This is a genomic window from Terrabacter sp. Root85, assembly GCF_001429185.1.
Lineage (GTDB): Bacteria > Actinomycetota > Actinomycetes > Actinomycetales > Dermatophilaceae > Terrabacter.
Map to the genome: position 1 here is coordinate 15,880 of NZ_LMIW01000010.1, position 17,314 is coordinate 33,193.

General features: G+C 72.2%; 16 protein-coding genes. 7 read left to right on the forward strand and 9 right to left on the reverse strand.

Going from position 1 to position 17,314, the window contains the following annotated elements:
* Positions 1 to 183: 183 nt before the first annotated feature.
* Positions 184 to 2,187: a PQQ-dependent sugar dehydrogenase gene (locus ASE25_RS23510; RefSeq protein WP_082622888.1), complete on the forward strand. Its 2,004-nt coding sequence runs from the start codon at positions 184 to 186 to the stop codon at positions 2,185 to 2,187.
* Here the strand turns inward: ASE25_RS23510 and ASE25_RS14410 are convergent.
* Positions 2,130 to 2,684: a hypothetical protein gene (locus tag ASE25_RS14410; RefSeq protein ID WP_056826316.1), complete on the reverse strand. Its 555-nt coding sequence runs from the start codon at positions 2,682 to 2,684 to the stop codon at positions 2,130 to 2,132. The genes ASE25_RS23510 and ASE25_RS14410 overlap by 58 nt on opposite strands.
* Before the next feature lie 543 nt (positions 2,685 to 3,227).
* On the opposite strand from ASE25_RS14410, the gene serC reads away from it, so the two are divergent.
* Positions 3,228 to 4,352: a phosphoserine transaminase gene (gene serC / locus ASE25_RS14420; RefSeq protein ID WP_056826320.1), complete on the forward strand. Its 1,125-nt coding sequence runs from the start codon at positions 3,228 to 3,230 to the stop codon at positions 4,350 to 4,352.
* Between the two features lie 153 nt (positions 4,353 to 4,505).
* Positions 4,506 to 5,852 (forward strand): lytic transglycosylase domain-containing protein, encoded by a 1,347-nt coding sequence (locus tag ASE25_RS14425; protein WP_056826322.1) that lies wholly within the window; start codon positions 4,506 to 4,508, stop codon positions 5,850 to 5,852.
* Positions 5,853 to 5,963: 111 nt separating this feature from the next.
* Here ASE25_RS14425 and ASE25_RS14430 read toward each other — a convergent pair whose 3' ends face one another.
* From ASE25_RS14430 to ASE25_RS14445, 4 genes are all read right to left on the reverse strand, one after another.
* Entirely contained in the window at positions 5,964 to 6,494 is a 531-nt protein-coding gene (locus ASE25_RS14430; protein ID WP_056781388.1) for a ferritin, read from the reverse strand.
* 225 nt (positions 6,495 to 6,719) lie between these two features.
* The gene (locus tag ASE25_RS14435) at positions 6,720 to 8,006 is read right to left on the reverse strand and encodes an MFS transporter (protein ID WP_056826324.1); all 1,287 of its coding nucleotides are present in this window, start codon (positions 8,004 to 8,006) and stop codon (positions 6,720 to 6,722) included.
* Positions 8,003 to 8,452: a MarR family winged helix-turn-helix transcriptional regulator gene (locus ASE25_RS14440; RefSeq protein WP_056781393.1), complete on the reverse strand. Its 450-nt coding sequence runs from the start codon at positions 8,450 to 8,452 to the stop codon at positions 8,003 to 8,005. The genes ASE25_RS14435 and ASE25_RS14440 overlap by 4 nt, the downstream gene beginning before the upstream one ends.
* Before the next feature lie 201 nt (positions 8,453 to 8,653).
* Entirely contained in the window at positions 8,654 to 10,150 is a 1,497-nt protein-coding gene (locus ASE25_RS14445; RefSeq protein ID WP_056826327.1) for an NCS2 family permease, read from the reverse strand.
* Between the two features lie 58 nt (positions 10,151 to 10,208).
* On the opposite strand from ASE25_RS14445, the gene ASE25_RS14450 reads away from it, so the two are divergent.
* Positions 10,209 to 10,493 carry a DUF2530 domain-containing protein gene (locus tag ASE25_RS14450; protein ID WP_056826329.1) on the forward strand — a complete coding sequence of 95 codons (285 nt, stop codon included), beginning with the start codon at positions 10,209 to 10,211 and terminating at the stop codon, positions 10,491 to 10,493.
* A gap of 96 nt (positions 10,494 to 10,589) precedes the next feature.
* Here the strand turns inward: ASE25_RS14450 and ASE25_RS14455 are convergent, their stop codons facing one another.
* Both ASE25_RS14455 and ASE25_RS14460 read right to left on the reverse strand, forming a co-directional pair.
* On the reverse strand, positions 10,590 to 11,426 hold the full coding sequence (locus ASE25_RS14455) for a DUF3027 domain-containing protein (protein WP_056781400.1): 837 nt from the start codon (positions 11,424 to 11,426) through the stop codon (positions 10,590 to 10,592).
* Between the two features lie 4 nt (positions 11,427 to 11,430).
* Entirely contained in the window at positions 11,431 to 11,826 is a 396-nt protein-coding gene (locus ASE25_RS14460) for a cold-shock protein (protein ID WP_056781403.1), read from the reverse strand.
* Between the two features lie 155 nt (positions 11,827 to 11,981).
* On the opposite strand from ASE25_RS14460, the gene ASE25_RS14465 reads away from it, so the two are divergent.
* Positions 11,982 to 12,458, forward strand: coding sequence for an SRPBCC family protein (locus tag ASE25_RS14465; protein ID WP_056826331.1), 477 nt, complete (start codon positions 11,982 to 11,984; stop codon positions 12,456 to 12,458).
* A 30-nt stretch (positions 12,459 to 12,488) separates the two neighbouring features.
* On the opposite strand, the gene ASE25_RS14470 is transcribed toward ASE25_RS14465, so the two are convergent.
* Positions 12,489 to 13,430 carry an aldose 1-epimerase family protein gene (locus ASE25_RS14470; RefSeq protein ID WP_056826332.1) on the reverse strand — a complete coding sequence of 314 codons (942 nt, stop codon included), beginning with the start codon at positions 13,428 to 13,430 and terminating at the stop codon, positions 12,489 to 12,491.
* 70 nt (positions 13,431 to 13,500) lie between these two features.
* On the opposite strand from ASE25_RS14470, the gene ASE25_RS14475 reads away from it, so the two are divergent.
* Both ASE25_RS14475 and ASE25_RS14480 read left to right on the forward strand, forming a co-directional pair.
* Positions 13,501 to 15,921, forward strand: coding sequence for a helicase-associated domain-containing protein (locus ASE25_RS14475; protein WP_056826334.1), 2,421 nt, complete (start codon positions 13,501 to 13,503; stop codon positions 15,919 to 15,921).
* 6 nt (positions 15,922 to 15,927) lie between these two features.
* Complete coding sequence (locus tag ASE25_RS14480) at positions 15,928 to 16,302, forward strand: DNA polymerase ligase N-terminal domain-containing protein (protein ID WP_056826336.1); 375 nt, start codon at positions 15,928 to 15,930, stop codon at positions 16,300 to 16,302.
* A gap of 12 nt (positions 16,303 to 16,314) precedes the next feature.
* On the opposite strand, the gene ASE25_RS14485 is transcribed toward ASE25_RS14480, so the two are convergent.
* Positions 16,315 to 17,247 carry a hydroxymethylglutaryl-CoA lyase gene (locus tag ASE25_RS14485; protein WP_056781420.1) on the reverse strand — a complete coding sequence of 311 codons (933 nt, stop codon included), beginning with the start codon at positions 17,245 to 17,247 and terminating at the stop codon, positions 16,315 to 16,317.
* Between the last annotated feature and the right edge of the window lie 67 nt (positions 17,248 to 17,314).

Below are 17,314 nucleotides of genomic sequence, written 5' to 3' on the forward strand. Positions count from 1 at the left end.
CGGGGCCACTCGAGTGGGACCGGGCGCTCACTCGAGTGGGACCAGGCGCTCACTCGAGTGGTGACCGGCACTGAGCGGCGGTCGCCGCACCCGACGTCCCGCTGAGCTCTCGACGCGCGGACCTGCCCGCTCGCGCGTAGCCTCGCGAGCGGAGCCAGCAGGTCACCGAGTCGGGGAGTCAGCATGGTGCAGCGACTGCGAGTCCGAGGATCGATCGCCCTCGTCGGCGCCCTGGTCGCGGGAGGTGCGCTCGCCGTCCAGCCCACGCCCACGGCCGAGGCGGCGCCGACCCTCCAGGCCACGACGGTCGTGTCCGGCCTCAGCTACCCGTGGGACATCACCTGGGTCGGCGACCTCATGCTCTACGACCTGCGTGCCGGACAGGTCTGGAGCAAGCGAGGCGGCAACGCCCCTCGACGCGTCGCCATCTCGGGCTTCCCCTCGCTCTACGTCAACAGCGAGGGCGGCCTGCTCGGCATGGTCTCCGACCCATCCGCGGCGACGAACAAGCGCTTCTACACCTGCCAGGCCGTACGCGACTCGGCGGGCAACCCGCTCGACGTGCGCGTCCTGCGCTGGCGACTGACCGGCGACACCACCGCGGTCTCCGACGGGTCGCCGGTCGTCACCGGGCTGCCCGTCACGAGCGGTCGCCACTCCGGCTGCCGGCTGCGCTTCGGCGGTGACGGCAAGCTCTACGTCGGCACCGGCGACGCGGCCACGGGGACCAACCCTCAGAACCTCGGCTCGCTCGGCGGCAAGGTGCTCCGGGTCAACGCCAACGGCACGGTCCCGACCGACAACCCCTTCTACTCCCGCGGTGGCAACGCCCGCTACGTCTGGAACTACGGGCACCGCAACATCCAGGGACTCGCCGTGCGGCCCGGCACGACCGAGCTGTGGTCGGCCGAGCACGGCACGAGCCGCGACGACGAGATCAACCTCTCGGTCCGCGGCGGCAACTACGGCTGGGATCCCGTGCCCGGCTACGACGAGACCACCCCGATGACCGACCTCGGCAAGTTCCCGACCGCCCGCGTGGCCCTGTGGTCCTCGGGCGACCCGACCGTGGCGACGAGCGGGGCCACCTTCCTGCGCGGCTCGGCCTGGGGTGAGTGGCAGGGTGCTCTCGCCGTCGGCCTGCTCAAGGGCCAGGGCATCTACCTCATGCGCTTCAACCCGTCCCCCACGACGACCCGCCCCGCGACGGTGACCCGGATGGCGATCGCCCAGGGCTACGGCCGCATCCGAGCCGTGCAGCTCGGGCCCGACGGGGCGCTGTGGTTCACGACCTCCAACGGCACCGACGACAAGATCGTCCGCATCACCCCGAGAGCCACGGTGCCGAGACGGTCCGGCGGCAGCCTCATCTCGCCCGTCGGCGTCACCGCCGCGCGCACCGGGTCGCAGGTCACGACCTTCATCCGCGGCACCAACGACGCCGTCTCGTTCAAGCGCAGCACCAACGACGGGGCCTCGTGGGGTTCCTGGATCTCGGCCGGGGTCACCTCCACCGATGCACCGTCGGCGACGAGCTCACGCTCCGGGCGCGTCGACCTCTTCACCCGCAACAGCGCGAGGCAGCTCGTCCACACGTGGTACCAGGACGGCATACGCAAGGGGTCGGCCAACCTCGGCGGCACCGTCGTCGCCCAGCACGGGGCCTCGCTCGGCAACGGGACGATGGACGTCTTCGCCGTCGCGACCACCGGATCGGCCTGGCGCAAGCACTTCGACGGCACGCGGTGGAAAGGCTGGATCTCGGCGGGCGGGGTCTTCACGTCGGGCCTGTCCGCGTCGGCGAACCCCGCGAGCGGCGGCAACCTCGTGACGGGCCGCGGCACCAACGGTGCGACCTACGAGCGGACCTTCTACCCGACGACCGCGACGAGCAGCTGGGTCCAGCGCGGCGACAACCTCGCGGCGTGGTCCGACCGCGCCCTCGGCGACGCCTGGCCCGGTCGAGCCCTCGTCGCCGTCGGCAACGGGGTCGACGGCCGCGCGGTCGTCCAGCGCGGCAGCCTCCTCGTCGGGACACCTCAGGCCTTCACGTCGGCCCCCGACGTCGTGACGCGCGCCGACGGCACCTTCCTGCTCTTCGGCCGGGGCTCGGGCGGCGAGCTGCGGGTCTACGACGGGCGGGTCGGCGCCTTCACGAGCACGTCGCTCGGCGGCATCGTCCGCTGACGCCACCGGACCGGGCGCACCCACGCGTGCGCGCCGGTCTCAGGAGTGCGCGATGCACCGCGCACTCCTGGGGCCGAGGGCCACCTGCGGGACGAGCGCACACCTGCGCTCACGCTGCCCAACGTCGAGAGTCGACGATGGCTGCCTGGGTGCGAGCCCGGATGAGGGCGACGTCGTCGAGCGGGGGCCCAGACGTAGCGCGCGAAGAGCCACCCCTTGCGCCGCATGGCGTCCTCGCGCCGCTTCTCCCCGAAGGCGGCGCGCTTGTCGGCGTACTTCTCGGCGCCGTCGAACTCGACGAGGACCCGCGTGCCCTCGATCCGGAAGTCCGCGTACCGGTCCCCGACATCCGTGGCCACCTCGAACTGCGGCTCGAGCCGGTAGCCGAGGGCCCGCAGCCGGTGGCCGATGACGCTCTCCCCCGGCGACTCGATGCGCGGCGTCGGCCGCCACGAGGGCGCTGAGCGGCACCCCCTCCAACCCGGCCTGCACGACACCGACCGCGGTCGCCACCCGGTCGTCCGAGGTGCCGTGCGCGAGGCCGTATGCCGGGAGCGAGCGGTGGATCTTCACGTCGCGTCCGTGGCGCGTCGGGCCCACGCCGAGGGGTCAGCAGGCCGGCGCGCACGGCTCGCGCGACGGCAGCCGGGCCGTGGCCGGCAGCGCAGAGTCGGGCAGCGCTGACGACGTCGCGGTGGGCGAGCTGGTCGAGATCCATCGCCTCATGGTGGCGCGTCGGACGCCTCCGGCGCTCCGGGCCTGTGGACAGTGGTGACGCAGCACCCCGACGGTGCGGGTTCGTGCCAGAGATGCGCGTTCCGACGCGCACTCCTGGTGCGGGGACGCATCTCCCGAACCACCGCGCACCCCGCCCGCGCGCCGCGTGGGCGTCCACACATCGAGCAGCGATGTCCAAGGGGTGGGCACGTGGGGTTGAATGTCAGCGGTGACAACGGCGTCATCCGACCTCAACACGTCCGCCACGAGACCGTAGCGTGGCCGCACTTCGCAAGGGTGAATCCGTGACCGAAGCACCAGTCGTGACCCAGCCCATCACCATCCCGGCCGAGCTGCTGCCCGCCGACGGACGGTTCGGCTCCGGACCCTCGAAGGTCCGCCCCGAGCAGATCGACTACCTCAGCTCCCTCGGTCGCACGGTGCTCGGCACGTCACACCGCCAGGCGCCGGTCAAGAACCTCGTCGGCGAGGTCCGCCAGGGCCTGCGCGACCTCTTCTCCCTGCCCGACGGCTACGAGATCATCCTCGGCAACGGCGGCTCGACGGCGTTCTGGGACATCGCCGCCTTCGGCCTCGTCCGCGACCGCGCCCAGCACCTCGCCTTCGGGGAGTTCTCGAGCAAGTTCGGCAACGTCACGGCGGCAGCCCCCTTCCTCGGCGACCCGACGATCATCAAGGCCGACCCGGGCACGCTCGCCTCGCCGCGAGCCGAGGCGGGCATCGACGTCTACGCCTGGCCGCACAACGAGACCTCGACCGGCGTCATGGCCCCGGTCCAGCGCGTCGAGGGCGCCGACGACGACGCGCTCGTCCTCATCGACGCGACCTCCGGCGCCGGCGGCCTGCCCGTCGACATCACCCAGACCGACGTCTACTACTTCGCCCCGCAGAAGTGCTTCGCCTCCGACGGCGGCCTGTGGCTCGCGGCCTTCTCCCCCGCCGCGCTCGCCCGCGTCGACGAGATCGCCGCGACGGGCCGCTGGGTCCCCGACTTCTTCAGCCTGCCGACCGCGGTCGACAACTCGCTGAAGAACCAGACCTACAACACCCCCGCGCTGTCCACGCTCGCGCTCATGAAGAGCCAGCTCGACTGGATGAACGGCAACGGCGGGCTCGAGTTCACGACCGGTCGCACCGAGGACTCCTCGAGCCGCCTCTACGGCTGGGCCGAGCAGACCGACTGGACGACGCCGTACGTCGCCGACCCGGCTGCCCGCTCGCAGGTCGTCGGCACCATCGACCTCGACGACTCCATCGACGCCGCCGCGGTGGCCAGCACTCTGCGTGCCAACGGCATCGTCGACGTCGAGCCCTACCGCAAGCTCGGCCGCAACCAGCTGCGCGTGGCGATGTTCCCGGCCGTCGACCCCGAGGACGTCACGAAGCTGACGCAGGCGATCGACCACGTGGTCGCAGCACTCGGCTGACCGCCCGCCCGCGTCCCCAGAGGGCCAGCTCCCGTATGCCGGGCGCTGGCTCTCGGCGCGCACGCCCGCTGTGAGCGCGTGACCTTTGGGTACGTCCCTCGTTGATCCGTGCAGACCGCCAAAGGGGGCGGCCGTCGCTTCCGAGGAGTCACCATGGTCCGCATCGTCCGCGCAGGCACCACCGCGCGCCGGGTCGCTGCAGCCGTGCCGGTCATCGCCCTGGCGACCGCCGGCATCGCGTTCGCCGCCACCCGCGGCAGCGACACCGTCGCACCGACGTCGGCGATCACCGTGCCCGACCAGGCCATCACCGAGGGCAGCCCGCTCTACCCGCAGGCCGGCCCGGCGCCCGCGCCGATGCAGCTGCCCCCGATCTACCAGACCTTCACCCAGGACTACGCCCGCGTGAACGTGGCCGGGCCGGCCAAGGGCGCGATCATGGCGATCGACTCGCTCGCGCCGGTCCGCCTGGACGCGAACGGCATACCCGCGGTGGCCGTCACGGCCTACCAGCGCGCAGCCGGCGTCCTCGGCAGCATCAAGCCCGGGTGCGGCATCGACTGGGCCCTGCTCGGGGCCATCGGCCGCGTCGAGAGCAACCACGCGCGCTTCGGCGGCAACGTCCTCGACGCGAGCGGCATCGCCCGGCCCGGCATCATCGGCATCCCGCTCGACGGGTCCCGCGGCACGGCCCGCATCACCGACACCGACGGCGGTGCCCTCGACCGCGACACGACGTTCGACCGCGCCGTCGGCCCGATGCAGTTCATCCCGACGTCGTGGTCCATGGCGGGCCGTGACGGTGACGGCGACGGGGTCGCCAACCCGCAGAGCCTGACCGACGCGACCACCGGCGCGGGCGTCCTGCTCTGCTCGGGCGGCACCGACCTGCGCAATCCCGGTGCGGCCTACGACGCCGTGCTGCGCTACAACCACTCCGACTCCTACGTGCGCACGGTGCTGTCCATCGCCGACGCGTACCGCCGCGGCGTGGCCGTGGTCCCGATGAGCGCGATCCCCGCCGCCCGCCCCGCTGCCGGGAGTGGCTCGGCCACCCCCGAGGGCTCGGGCTTCGCGTATGCCGGTTCGCCGGCTCCCCGTTCGACGGCTTCGCCGAGCGCACGCCCCACACCGAGCTCCTCGGCGAAGCCGTCACCCGCACCGTCCAGCACCTCGAAGCCCTCGGCGTCACCGAAGCCGTCGGCGTCGCCCAAGCCGGTCCCGAAGCCGAAGCCCGGCGCGCCCGGCCTGCCGATCCCGCTGCCGTCGGTCCCCGCCGTCCCACTGCCGTCGGTGACGGTGCCGCTTCCGCCCGTGCCGAAGGTGCCCGTCCCGACCCTGCCGGCCGAGATCGTTCGGCTGCTCGCCCTGCCGCACCTGCCGCTGCTGAGCGGCGACCCCAAGGACCTCGTCCGGGTGCTCGACCCGCTCACCGCGAAGGTCGTCTGCGTCCTCGACACCAAGGTCGTGACGTGTCCCACCGGAGGTCTGCTCGGCTGAACGACCCCCGTCGGCCGAGCAGCACCCCTTACCGCGAGAGCGGCCGCCCGTCCGGGCGGCCGCTCTCGTCGTCTCGGCGGCAGGCGTCAGCCGCGCGTGACGGGGCGACCGTCAGGCGCCGGCGCCGGCGATGGGCGGCGCGGAGGCGTCGGCCTCCTCGCTGCTGGCCTCGCGGCGGAGGTACTCCTCGATGTTCTCGACGTCGGCGCGGTTGCGCCGGACGACGGTCAGCAGGTCGGACATCGAGCTGACCTCCTCGACCTGCTCCTTGATGAACCACTGCATGAACTGGTCGGACGCGAAGTCGTGCTCCTCGCGGGCGACGGCGGTCAGCGCGTTGATCTGGTCGCTGACGCGCTTCTCCTGGACCAGGGCGAGTTCGACGGGCTCGACGATGTCAGCGAAGGTGTTGGTCGGCGCGGCCACGCCCGGGATCGCCACCGTCGAGTCGGTGTCCAGGAGGTACTGGACCATCATCATCGCGTGGTCGCGCTCCTCGACCGCCTGCCGGTAGAAGAGCGCTGCCATCTGCGGCATCGTCAGGGTGTCGTAGTAGACCGCGATCGCGACGTACTGCTGGTGGGCGGCGTACTCGTGGCCGATCTGCTCGTTGAGCAGGTCGACGAACCTCTGGGCGGCCATGGTGGCTCCTCCGCACTGGTCTCGACGGGTGGGGCAGACGCCCATCCTAGGGACGCGGTCCGGTCCCGTTTGCGCCCGCCCACACGTCGGTCCGCACCGTGGGGAGGGGCCTGGCCCGGGTCGGGCCTCGCCCGACGGCTCAGCGGTTGACGAACGCGGCGATGACGGCGATGGCGATGAAGAGCACGAGCGCCGCGACCGTGATGCGGTGGCGGAACTTGAAGTTCACTTGGTCACCTCGGGGGCCGAGGACACCACCGAGGCGAGCTGGATCCGGAGTCGGGGGCGCCGCTGGGTCTGGATGGTCACCGCGACATTCTGCCGACGTGCGACCCAGAGTCCAACCGCGGCGAGGCTGAGGCCCACCGCGATGGTGCCGATGGCGATCGTCCAGCGGGGCCCCCAGACGTCACCGATCCACCCGATGACGGGCGCGCCGATGGGCGTGCCTCCCATGAAGATCGCCATGTAGAGGGCCATGACCCGTCCCCGCATCACCGGGTCGACGCTGACCTGGACCATGGCGTTGGCCGTGGTGAGCGCGGTCAGGGCGGCGAGGCCGGTCGGCACGAGGAAGACGGCGAACATGACGTAGTTCGGCGCCGTCGAGAGGAAGGCCGTCGACACCGTGAAGCCGGCGAGCGCGACGAGGAGGACCCGCATCCGGGGCCGGGCGCGACGGGCCGAGAGCAGGGCGGCGGTCAAGGAGCCGACCGCCATGATCGAGCCGAGCAGGCCGTACTCCCCCGGACCCTTGTCGAAGACCTTGGTGGCCATGAGCGCCATCGTCAGCTGGAAGTTCATCCCGAACGTCCCGAGGACGAAGACGAGCGCCATGATGAGCACGAGGTCGGGCCGTCCCTTGACGTAGCGCAGTCCCTCACGGATCTGACCCTTGCCTCGGGCGCGCGGTGAGGGCGTCAGCAGGCTGGTGTTCATCCGCAGGAGCGCCACGAGGACGAAGACGAAGGTCGCGGCGTTCACGTAGAGCGCGGGCGCGATGCCGAACCACGCGATGACGAGGCCGGCGACGGCGGGCCCGACGAGGCGGCCGAGGTTGAACGAGGCACTGTTGAGCGCGACGGCGTTGGGCAGGTGCTCGGTGTCGACCATCTCGGAGACGAACGTCTGCCGGGCCGGGTTGTCGACGGCCGTCGCGACGCCCTGGAGGAAGGCGAGGGCGTAGACGTGCCACAGCTCGACGACCCCGGCCGCGGTGAGCACCGCGAGCAGCAGGGCGGTGACGAGCAGCGCCGTCTGGGTGAGGAAGAGGATGCGCCGCTTCGGGAAGCGGTCGACGAGCATCCCCGCGAACGGCGCGAGGATGAGGAAGGGCAGGAACTGCAGTCCCGTGACGATGCCGAGCGCCGTCGACGAGTGGTCGGTGAGGACCGTGAGGACGAGCCAGTCCTGGGCGACGCGCCCCATCCACGTGCCGACGTTGGAGACGATCGCGCCGGAGGCGTAGATGCGGTAGTTCGGGATCGAGAGGGAGTGGAAGGTGGGGCTCATTCGCTGGCCACCTTGGCCAGCACGGCGGCGGCCCGCTGGAGCAGCTCGCGCTCGTCGTCGGTGAGCTGCTCGAAGCGCGAGAGCATCCACTCGTCGCGGTGCTTCCGGATCCGCTTGAGCGCCTTGCGGCCCTCGGGGGTCAGCGACAGGATCACCTGTCGGCCGTCGGTGGGGTCGTCGGCCCGGGCGACGTAGCCGCGCTCCACGAGCATGTTGGTCGTGCGCTTCATGCTCGGGGCGGACACGCGCTCGATGTCGGCCAGCTCGCTGTTGGTGCGGGCCGTGGCCTCGAGGCGGCAGAGCACGGAGAACTGGTGCGGGGGCAGCTCACGGTCGGACTCGAAACGGACCCGCCGCGAGATGCGCATGCAGGCGAGTCGGATGTCGTTGGAGAGTGAGACGAGCTCGGCTCTGGAGAGCCGGATGGTCGGGTTCTTGGCAGTCAAGGGCGGATCCTCGGAAGTGCAGTCTGGTGATGCTTAGCCTAACTCATTACCTCGGCTAACCATTCCCAACCCTGGACAGACCGGGCACGCTCCGATCCGCAGACCCGACGCGTGAAGGCCCCCTCCCGAGCGGGAGGAGGCCTTCACGGCATACGTGCTCTGGTGTGGTGTGGAGCGAACCGCCTTGTGCGGCAGCGTCACTCAGGTGAGCATCGACTCCAGCGGCGCCTTGATGAAGTAGACGACGAAGAACGCGGCGACGATCCACAGCAGCGGATGGATCTCGCGGCGCTTGCCACGAGCCATCTTGACGAGCACCCAGGCGATGAAGCCGGCGCCGATGCCGACGGTGATGTTGTAGGTGAACGGCATGAGCACGATGGTGAGGAAGGCCGGCAGGGCGACCTCCATGTCGTCCCAGTCGATGTTCTTGACCTGGGTCATCATGAGGAAGCCGACGATGACGAGCGCCGGGGCCGCCGCCTCGGACGGCACGACGGCGAAGAGCGGAGCGAGGAAGGTCGCGAGCAGGAAGAGCACGCCCGTCACGACCGACGCGAGGCCGGTGCGGGCCCCCTCCTCGACGCCCGACGCGGACTCGATGTAGGACGTGTTGCTGCTGACGCCACCGGCGCCACCCGCGATCGCGGCGACCGAGTCGACGACGAGGATGCGGTCGGTGTGCGGCGGGTTGCCGTCCTCGTCGAGGAGCTTGGCCTCGGTGCCGATCGCGACGACGGTTCCCATCGTGTCGAAGAAGTCGGCGAGCAGGAGCGAGAAGACGAACATGACGGCCGTGACGACGCCGATCTTCTCGAACGAGCCGAGCAGGCTGAACTGGCCGAGGATCCCGAGGTCCGGGGTGTTGGTGATCGAGTCGGGCAGCTTCGGCACGGTGAGGGCCCACGCCGACGGGTTGGTCAGGGCGCCCTTGTCGTCGAAGACCCGCGGGCCGATGCTGAAGACCGCCTCGAGCAGCATCGCGAGGACGGTCGCCGCGACGATGCCGATGAGGATCGCGCCCTTGACCTTGCGGATGAGCAGGACCGCGATGAGGAAGACGCCGACGACGAAGACGAGGGTCGGCCAGCCGTCGAGGCTACCGCCGATGCCGAGCTCGCTCGGGACCGAGCCGGGGGTCGTGGGACGGCGCGCGAAGCCGGCGTCGATGACGCCGATGTAGGCGATGAAGAGGCCGATGCCGACGGAGATCGCGACCTTGAGCGGCCCCGGGATCGCCTTGAAGACCGCCTTGCGGAAGCCGGTCAGCACGAGCACGAGGATGATGACACCCTCGATGACGACGAGGCCCATGAGGTCGGCGAAGGTGATCTTGTCGGCTGAGTGGGTGATGACCATGCCGGTGATGAGGCCGTTGATGCCGAGCCCCGCAGCCAGCGCGATCGGGAAGTTCGCGACGAGCCCCATGAGGATCGACATGACGCCGGCGATGACCGCCGTGCCGACCGCGACGAGGAGCTTGCTCTCGGTCAGGTCGGTCGTGCCACCGATCATGGTGCCCGAGCCGTCGACGACGCCCGAGAGGATGATGGGGTTGAGGACCACGATGTAGACCATCGTGAAGAAGGTGACGAAGCCGCCCCGGACCTCGCGAGCGACGGTCGACCCGCGCTCGGTGATCTTGAAGAAGCCGTCGAGCCCGGTCAGTGTGGGCGCTTTGCGTGTATCCGTCGACATGGCGCACACCCTAGTGGCGGCGCGTTTCGTGTGTGTGACGAGACCCTAGGCTGTCCACGTGACCGACGAGACCACCCCCGACGTGCCGACCGACGTGCCGTCCGCGGCGTCCGAGCCGACGACGCCGGAGCAGATCGCGCCGCTGCCCGTGCCGATGCTGCGGATCATCGAGGTCGGGCTCGCGGCGTGGGTCGTGGCCCTCGTCGTCATCCTCGCCGTGCCTGCCCTCCACGAGGGTGACCGCGACTGGTGGCCGTGGACGTGCGTGGCCGGCTTCGTGCTCGGCGCCATCGGCTGGGTCTACGTGTGGCGCGGGCGCGGCAACGCGAGCGACGCCGACTGAGCCGCACCCACCCCGGTCCCACCACCTCACCCACCGCCCCCGGGAAACGCACGAACCACCCGGGTATGCCGGGTGGTTCGTCGTGGTCGGGCGCGGTCAGTCGGTGACGGGGTCGTCCGAGCCGTGCGACTCCTCAGCCTGATCGGACTGCTCGGCCTGGTCCTCGTCGTCCCGGTCGACGCGCTCGGCCGGCTCGAGGTCGACCGCGAACTCGTCGACGATCGGCTCCCCGATCGGCGTCGGCTCGGGGTGGTCCAGGTCGGTCTCGGAGTGGGCCCCGCAGCCGTGGTCGAGCGAGACGACCCGGCCGTCGGACGGGCTCCACTCGTTGGCGCACACGCCGAACGTCGCGCGCAGCGCGCCGGCCATCGGCAGGAAGTATCCGCACGTCGTGCAGTGCTCGGTGGCCTTCGTCGCGATCTCGGCGGTCGGGCCGTGGTCGCCGTCGTACCAGCGGCTCGCCGCGACCTCCCGCCCCTCGGCGGAGAGCACGCGCGGGCGTCCGAGCCCGAGCTCGAAGAAGGCCATCTGGTCGACGTCCTCCTCGCCCGTGGCCTCGAAGCCGGCCTCGAGGTTGGGGTCGTCGGGGCGGAAGGGCAGCACGTCGCCGGCGCCGAGGTCTCCGGGAGCGAGCCGGTCGGCATACGGCAGCCACTCGGGCGCGAGGACGGCGTCGGGACCGGGCAGCAGGTTGGTCTCGCAGACCGTCGCCACCTTGGCGCGCGACACCCGGGCGACGCTGACGCCCCAGCGCCAGCCGCGGTAGCCCGGCGACGTGCACTCGAACCAGTGCATGCCGAGGCGCTCCTCGAGCAGGTCCATGCCGAGGTGCGCGCCGATGGTTCCGGGCTCGGCGACGTCCTCGAGGACGCTGCGGGCGAGGTCGGACGCGGCCAGCAGCACGGCGTCCGTCTTGGGGGCGGTGACGGTCATCAGCTCACTTCTCCAGCTCGTCCGCGAGGCCGCGCAGGGCGCGAGCGACGTTGGAGACGAGCTTGCGGTCGGGACGGCGTCCGGAGCGGTAGCCGTTGCCGACGCCGTCGAGGAGCTGCACGACGTCCTCGATGATGACGGTGAGCTCCTCCGGCGTCCTGCGGGTCTGTGCGGTCTTGTTGGCGGCGACGGACTGGACCGGGTCGAGCACCTTGACCGACAGCGCCTGGGCACCCTTGCGGCCCTCGACGATGCCGAACTCGACACGCACGCCCTTCTTCAGGGTCGTGACGCCCGCGGGGAGCGCGTTCGCGTGCAGGAAGACGTCCGCGCCCGAGTCCTCGGAGATGAATCCGAAGCCCTTGTCCGCGTCGTAGAACCTGACCTTGCCAGTCGGCACAGTCCACCTCGTTCAGATCTCGGTCGGCCGCGTCACGGCACGACTCGATGGCGCTCCTTGCGCTCCGCTCCAGCCTAACGGCTCGGGGCAAGCCGGATTCCGCGCCGCGCAGGCGCCGAGGCCCCGACCGCCGGCCGACCGACCTACGCTGGGGCATGCCCACGCCCCTGCACCTCGAGTCGTCCCGCGCCCTGCCCGTCGAGGTCGCCGACGCCTACGACCGCCTGCTCCCCCACCCGCTGACCGACCTCATGTCGCGGCGCTACGGGCTGCTGCCGCCGATCCGCGAGGTGCGCGACCAGACCGGTCCGTGGGGCGAGGTCGGGCAGACCCGGACCATCGCCCTGGCCGACGGCGGGACGATGCGCGAGCGCCTGACCGAGGTCGTGCGGCCCGAGCGCTTCGACTACGTGCTCACCGACTTCACCGGGGCGTTCAAGCCGCTCGTCTCACACGTCGACGGCCGCTGGGCCTTCGCGCCGGAGGGCACGGGCGTGCGGGTGACGTGGAGCTGGACGCTGCACCCGACGAGCACGTATGCCGCCCGCGTCCTACCGCTCGTCGGCCGGATGTGGCGGGGCTACGCACGTCAGGCCCTCGAGCAGACGTCGGACGTGCTGCTCGACCGCTGAGGCGTCACGTGGCCGGTCGGGCTGACGGGGTCAGGCCGGGGAGATGCCCCACGTGCCGGTCCACTCCTCGCCCGGGGCGAGCACGACGAGTCCGTGCCCGGAGTTGAAGGCGTCGGCCGGGCAGCTCATCGGCTCGACGGCGATGCCGACCTCGCCCTTGCGGTCCTCGGCGATCGCGGTGAAGACCTGCAGCCACGGGAAGGCGGCATCGGCCCAGAGCGTCGTCGTGCGGTCGGCGGCCGACACCGTGGCGCGCCACATGCCGTCGGGGTCGCGAAGGACGTCGGTGTAGGCGGTGTCGAGGCGCGCCTCGCCGACTGGGCGGCGATCGCGGAAGTCGTACGGCTCGCCGTCGACCGGACGGTTCGCGGCGGGGAGCAGTCGCTCGTCGACCTCGACCCACGTCGACCCCGGGATGCGCAGCTCCACGTCGGGCAGCAGGGTCTCGCCGATGGCGAGGTAGGGGTGGGCGCCGTAGCCGAAGGGCGCCTCCGACGGGCCGACGTTGCGGGCGGCCGTCGTCACGACGAGGCCCGAGTCGTCGAGCAGGTAGGTGGTGCGCAGGTCGAGGAAGTGGTCCCACCCCGGCTGCGGGTGCAGGCGGTAGCCCACGGTGACGCGGTCGTCCTCGAGCTCGATGAGCTCCCAGAGCGCCCAGCGCACGAGTCCGTGGCTCGCGTTGCCACGGGCGACCTCGGTGACCGACAGCTGGTGCTCGGTGCCTGCGAACGTGAAGCGCCCGTCGCGGATCCGGTTGGGCCAGGGCATGAGCTGCTGCCCTCGGCCGGACGCGCAGGTCTCGTCGGCGGCGTAGCCCGCGACGACGTCGACGCCGTCACGGGTGAACGTGCGCAGGCCGCCCCCGACCTCGACGACGGTCGCCTCGAACGGGCCGTGCCCGATGGTCCACTGCTGCCCGGTCGGGTGCGCCGGGGCGTTCTCGGCGGGTGTCGCCGGTGAGAGCGCGCTCATGGGGGCAACGCTAGCGGGCGCGTCCCAGGCGCGAGTCGGAGGCACGGCGTGCGGGCAGTAGGTTGGGAGGATGGCCACCTCGAGCCGGAGCCTCGCCGACGACATCCGCGGTCGCAGCGACGCAGAGCTCATCGACCTCGTGCTCGCGCGCCCGGATCTCGCGCGCCCCGCCCCGGCCGACCTGACGAGCCTCGCCGCCCGCGCCGGCACCCGGGCCAGCGTGCAACGCGCCGTCGAGGCGCTCGACCGCGGCCACCTGCAGGTGCTCGAGGCCGTCGTCGTCGCGGGCGACGCCGCCGAACGCAGCACGCTGCTGCACCTGCTCGGCACCGACGACGCCGCGACCGTCGACGCGATCGTGCAGGACCTGTGGCAGTCGGCCCTGCTCTGGCGCGGCGCCGACGGCGACCACGTCGTGCGCACCGTGCCCGAGGTCCTCGGCACGGCGGTCGCCGGGCTCGGCGCGCCGATGCGTGAGCTGCGGCCCTCGTCGCTCCCCGAGCACGCCGACCCCGACCACATCCGGGCCGCCGTCGCCGAGGCGCCCGACGACTCGCGGGCGATGCTCGAGCGGATGACGTGGGGGCCGGCCTTCGGCGTGCTGCCCACGGCCACGCCCGGACGCACGACGGCCCGGTGGCTGCTCGAGCACCACCTGCTCGTCCCCGTCTCGACCGACCGCGTCGCGCTCCCCCGCGAGGTCGGGCTCGTGCTGCGGCAAGGCCGCCTGCACCGGTCAGCCGAGCTGACGGCGCCCGACATCGAGGCCCGACCCGTCTCGCTCGTCGACGCAGCTGCCGGCGGTGCCGCGAGCGAGTGCCTGACCCACCTCGACGAGCTGGCCGCGACCTGGGGCGCCGAGCCACCCCGGGTGCTGCGCGCCGGCGGCCTGTCGGTGCGGGACCTCCGCGTCACCCAGATGGCGCTCGACCTCGACCCCGAGCACACCGCCTTCGTCGTCGAGCTGGCGTATGCCGCCGGGCTCGTCGCCGACGACGGCGAGGTCGTGCCGGTGTGGGCCCCCACGTCCGAGATCGACGAGTGGAGCTCGAGCGAGGCCGGGCACCGGTGGTCGACGCTGGCCGTGGCCTGGCTCGGGTCGACCCGAGCACCACACCTCGTCGGTCGGCGCAGCACGGGCACCGGGCCGGCCAACGCCCTCGGCCCCGACGTGCAGTGGCCGGCGATCCGTGCGATCCGCCGCGAGGTGCTGCGCGAGCTGGCGTCCCTCGAGCCGGGCCACGCTGCCGACCACACCTCGCTGCGCGAGCGCCTGGCGTGGCGCCGGCCGAACCGGTCCGCCGCCGTCCTCGACGAGGCCGTCGAGGCGGTGCTGCGCGAGAGCGAGTGGCTCGGCGTGACCGGTCGCGGCGCCCTGTCCGAGGCCGGCCGCGCGCTCGTCGCCCCGCTCCTCCCCCCGCCCGCACCCCCAGTTCGAGGTGGTGGCGCGAGCAAGGCGGGTGTCGCGAACACCTCGAACGGCAGGCGCCCCGCCCGCGGTCGAGGTGATCGCGCGAACGGCAGCGCTGCCGACATCACCTCGAACGGGCAGACGTCGGCCGAGCCGGGAGCCGTGGCCGAGGCCGTCGCCGCGGCGATGTCGGCCCACCTGCCCTCGCCCGTCGACCACATCCTCGTCCAGGCCGACCTCACCGCCGTCGCCCCCGGGCCGCTCGTCGGCGGCCTCGGGTCGTTCATGCGCCTCGCCGCCGACGTCGAGTCCCGCGGCGGCGCCACCGTCTACCGCTTCACCCCCGAGTCGGTGCGCCGCGCGCTCGACGCCGGGTGGACCGCGGCCGACTTCACCGAGACGGTGCGCCGGTCGAGCCGCACCCCGGTGCCGCAGCCGCTCGAGTACCTCGTCGCCGACGTCGCGCGCAAGCACGGCCAGACCCGGATCGGCGGCGCGGCGGCCTACATCCGGTCCGACGACGAGGCCGTGCTCGACACGATGCTCGCGTCGCGCGACCTCACGCCTCTCCGGCTGCGGCGGCTCGCGCCGACGGTGCTCGTCTCGTCGGCGGACCCGCGCGTCCTCGTCGAGCTCTTGCGCGACAACGGTTTCGCCCCCGTCCACGAGGGGCAGGACGGCGCCGTCGTCCACGCCGAGACACCTCGCCGACGGGCGGGTGCACGCCGCCGGGGTCCCGGTCCGATGGTCTCCCCGGTCGACCGGCCCTACACCCAGTCGCTCGTCGACGGGCTGCGCGCGGCCGAGGCGACCGCCGACCAGCGCCGCGTCGAGGACGAGACCCGACCCGGACCGCGCATCCAGGCGATGGACCCCGTCGTGACCCTCTCGCTGCTGCGTGACGCCGTCGCCGACCGGCACGGCGTCTGGATCGGCTACTCCGACGGCCACGGAGCCACGAGCCGCCACCTCATCCACCCGCAGAAGGTCGAGGGCGGCCGCGTCCGAGCCACCGACGAGTCCGGCCACGAGAAGTCGTTCTCGGTCCACCGCATCACCGGCGCGACGCTCGAGAGCTGAGCAGCCTTGGCAGGCAACGACGTCCGCGGGGGTCACCGGCCGGCATACGTGCTCCACGACCACCGGAAGCCGCGGCCGCACTTCGACCTGCGGCTCGAGGAGGAGGGCGTCCTGCGCTCGTGGGCGGTGCCCAAGGGCCTGCCGACGACGAGCCGGCACGACCGCCTGGCCGTCGCGGTCGACGACCACGACCTGGACCACCTGACCTACACCGACGAGCACAAGTCGGTCGCTGACACCGGCTGGTGGGAGGAGGAGTCCCGCGACGACCACCGGATCGTCTTCGTGCTCCACGGGCAGACCGGGTCACGCCGCTACGCCCTGATCCGGACCGACCGCGACTGGCTGCTCCACCTCACCAAGGACCAGCCCTCCGACTGACGCGTGGGCGGGTCAGGCGCCGGCGAGGGCGCGCACGACGTTGCTCGGCGACGGGCGGCCGAGCTGCTGCGCCATCCACACCGACGTCTCGACGAGTGCATCGAGGTCGACCCCGGTCTCGACGCCCGCGCCGTGCAGGGCCCAGACGAGGTCCTCGGTGGCGAGGTTGCCGGTCGCGGACTTCGCGTAGGGGCAGCCGCCCAGGCCCCCCGCGGCCGCGTCGACGACCGAGACGCCGTCGCCCAGGGCGGCCATCGTGTTGGCGAGCGCCTGACCGTACGTGTCGTGGAAGTGCACGGCGATGCGGTCGGTGCCGATGCCGCGGGCGTCGAGCGCCTCGAGGAGCCGGTGGACGTGGCCCGTCGTGCCGACGCCGATGGTGTCGCCGAGGCTCAGCTCGTGGCAGCCGAGGTCCATGAGCCGCTCGGCCGTGTCGACGACCTGCTCGATCGGCACCGGACCCTCCCACGGGTCGCCGAAGCACATCGAGACGTAGGCGCGCACCCACATCCCGTCAGCGAGGGCACGCTTCACGACCGGCTCGAACATGGCGTACTGCTCGCTCACCGACCGGTTGAGGTTCTTCTGCGCGAAGGTCTCGGTGGCCGAGCCGAAGATCGCGATCGCACCGAGCCCGAGCTCCTCGGCGCGGTCGAGGCCTCGCTCGTTGGGCACGAGGGCCGGACGGCGGCGCCCGAGCCCGTCGGCGCCGAGGCCGGCGAGCACCTCCTCGGCGTCACCCATCTGCGGCACCCACCTCGCCGGGACGAACGAGGTCGTCTCGATGGTGCCGAGCCCGGCAGCCTCGAGACGGCGGATGAACTCGACCTTCGTCGCGGCCGGGACGATCGTCTTCTCGTTCTGCAGGCCGTCGCGCGGACCGACCTCGTAGATCGTCACCTTCGGGGGCAGCCCCGTCGCCGCCTCGACCTGTGGGGATCGCATGCGCCCATACTGTCACCAGCACGCCCCGCGCCCGGGCCGAGGTATCGGCTCACGGGGGGCCCGACGG

Bases quoted from the DNA above. Each gene is read 5' to 3' on its own strand.
- ASE25_RS23510 (WP_082622888.1), top strand. From the start codon at position 184: ATGGTGCAGCGACTGCGAGTCCGAGGATCGATCGCCCTCGTCGGCGCC.
- ASE25_RS14425 (WP_056826322.1), top strand. From the start codon at position 4,506: ATGGTCCGCATCGTCCGCGCAGGCACCACCGCGCGCCGGGTCGCTGCA.
- ASE25_RS14430 (WP_056781388.1), bottom strand. From the start codon at position 6,494: ATGGCCGCCCAGAGGTTCGTCGACCTGCTCAACGAGCAGATCGGCCAC.
- ASE25_RS14435 (WP_056826324.1), bottom strand. From the start codon at position 8,006: ATGAGCCCCACCTTCCACTCCCTCTCGATCCCGAACTACCGCATCTAC.
- ASE25_RS14445 (WP_056826327.1), bottom strand. From the start codon at position 10,150: ATGTCGACGGATACACGCAAAGCGCCCACACTGACCGGGCTCGACGGC.
- ASE25_RS14455 (WP_056781400.1), bottom strand. From the start codon at position 11,426: ATGACCGTCACCGCCCCCAAGACGGACGCCGTGCTGCTGGCCGCGTCC.
- ASE25_RS14465 (WP_056826331.1), top strand. From the start codon at position 11,982: ATGCCCACGCCCCTGCACCTCGAGTCGTCCCGCGCCCTGCCCGTCGAG.
- ASE25_RS14470 (WP_056826332.1), bottom strand. From the start codon at position 13,430: ATGAGCGCGCTCTCACCGGCGACACCCGCCGAGAACGCCCCGGCGCAC.
- ASE25_RS14475 (WP_056826334.1), top strand. From the start codon at position 13,501: ATGGCCACCTCGAGCCGGAGCCTCGCCGACGACATCCGCGGTCGCAGC.
- ASE25_RS14485 (WP_056781420.1), bottom strand. From the start codon at position 17,247: ATGCGATCCCCACAGGTCGAGGCGGCGACGGGGCTGCCCCCGAAGGTG.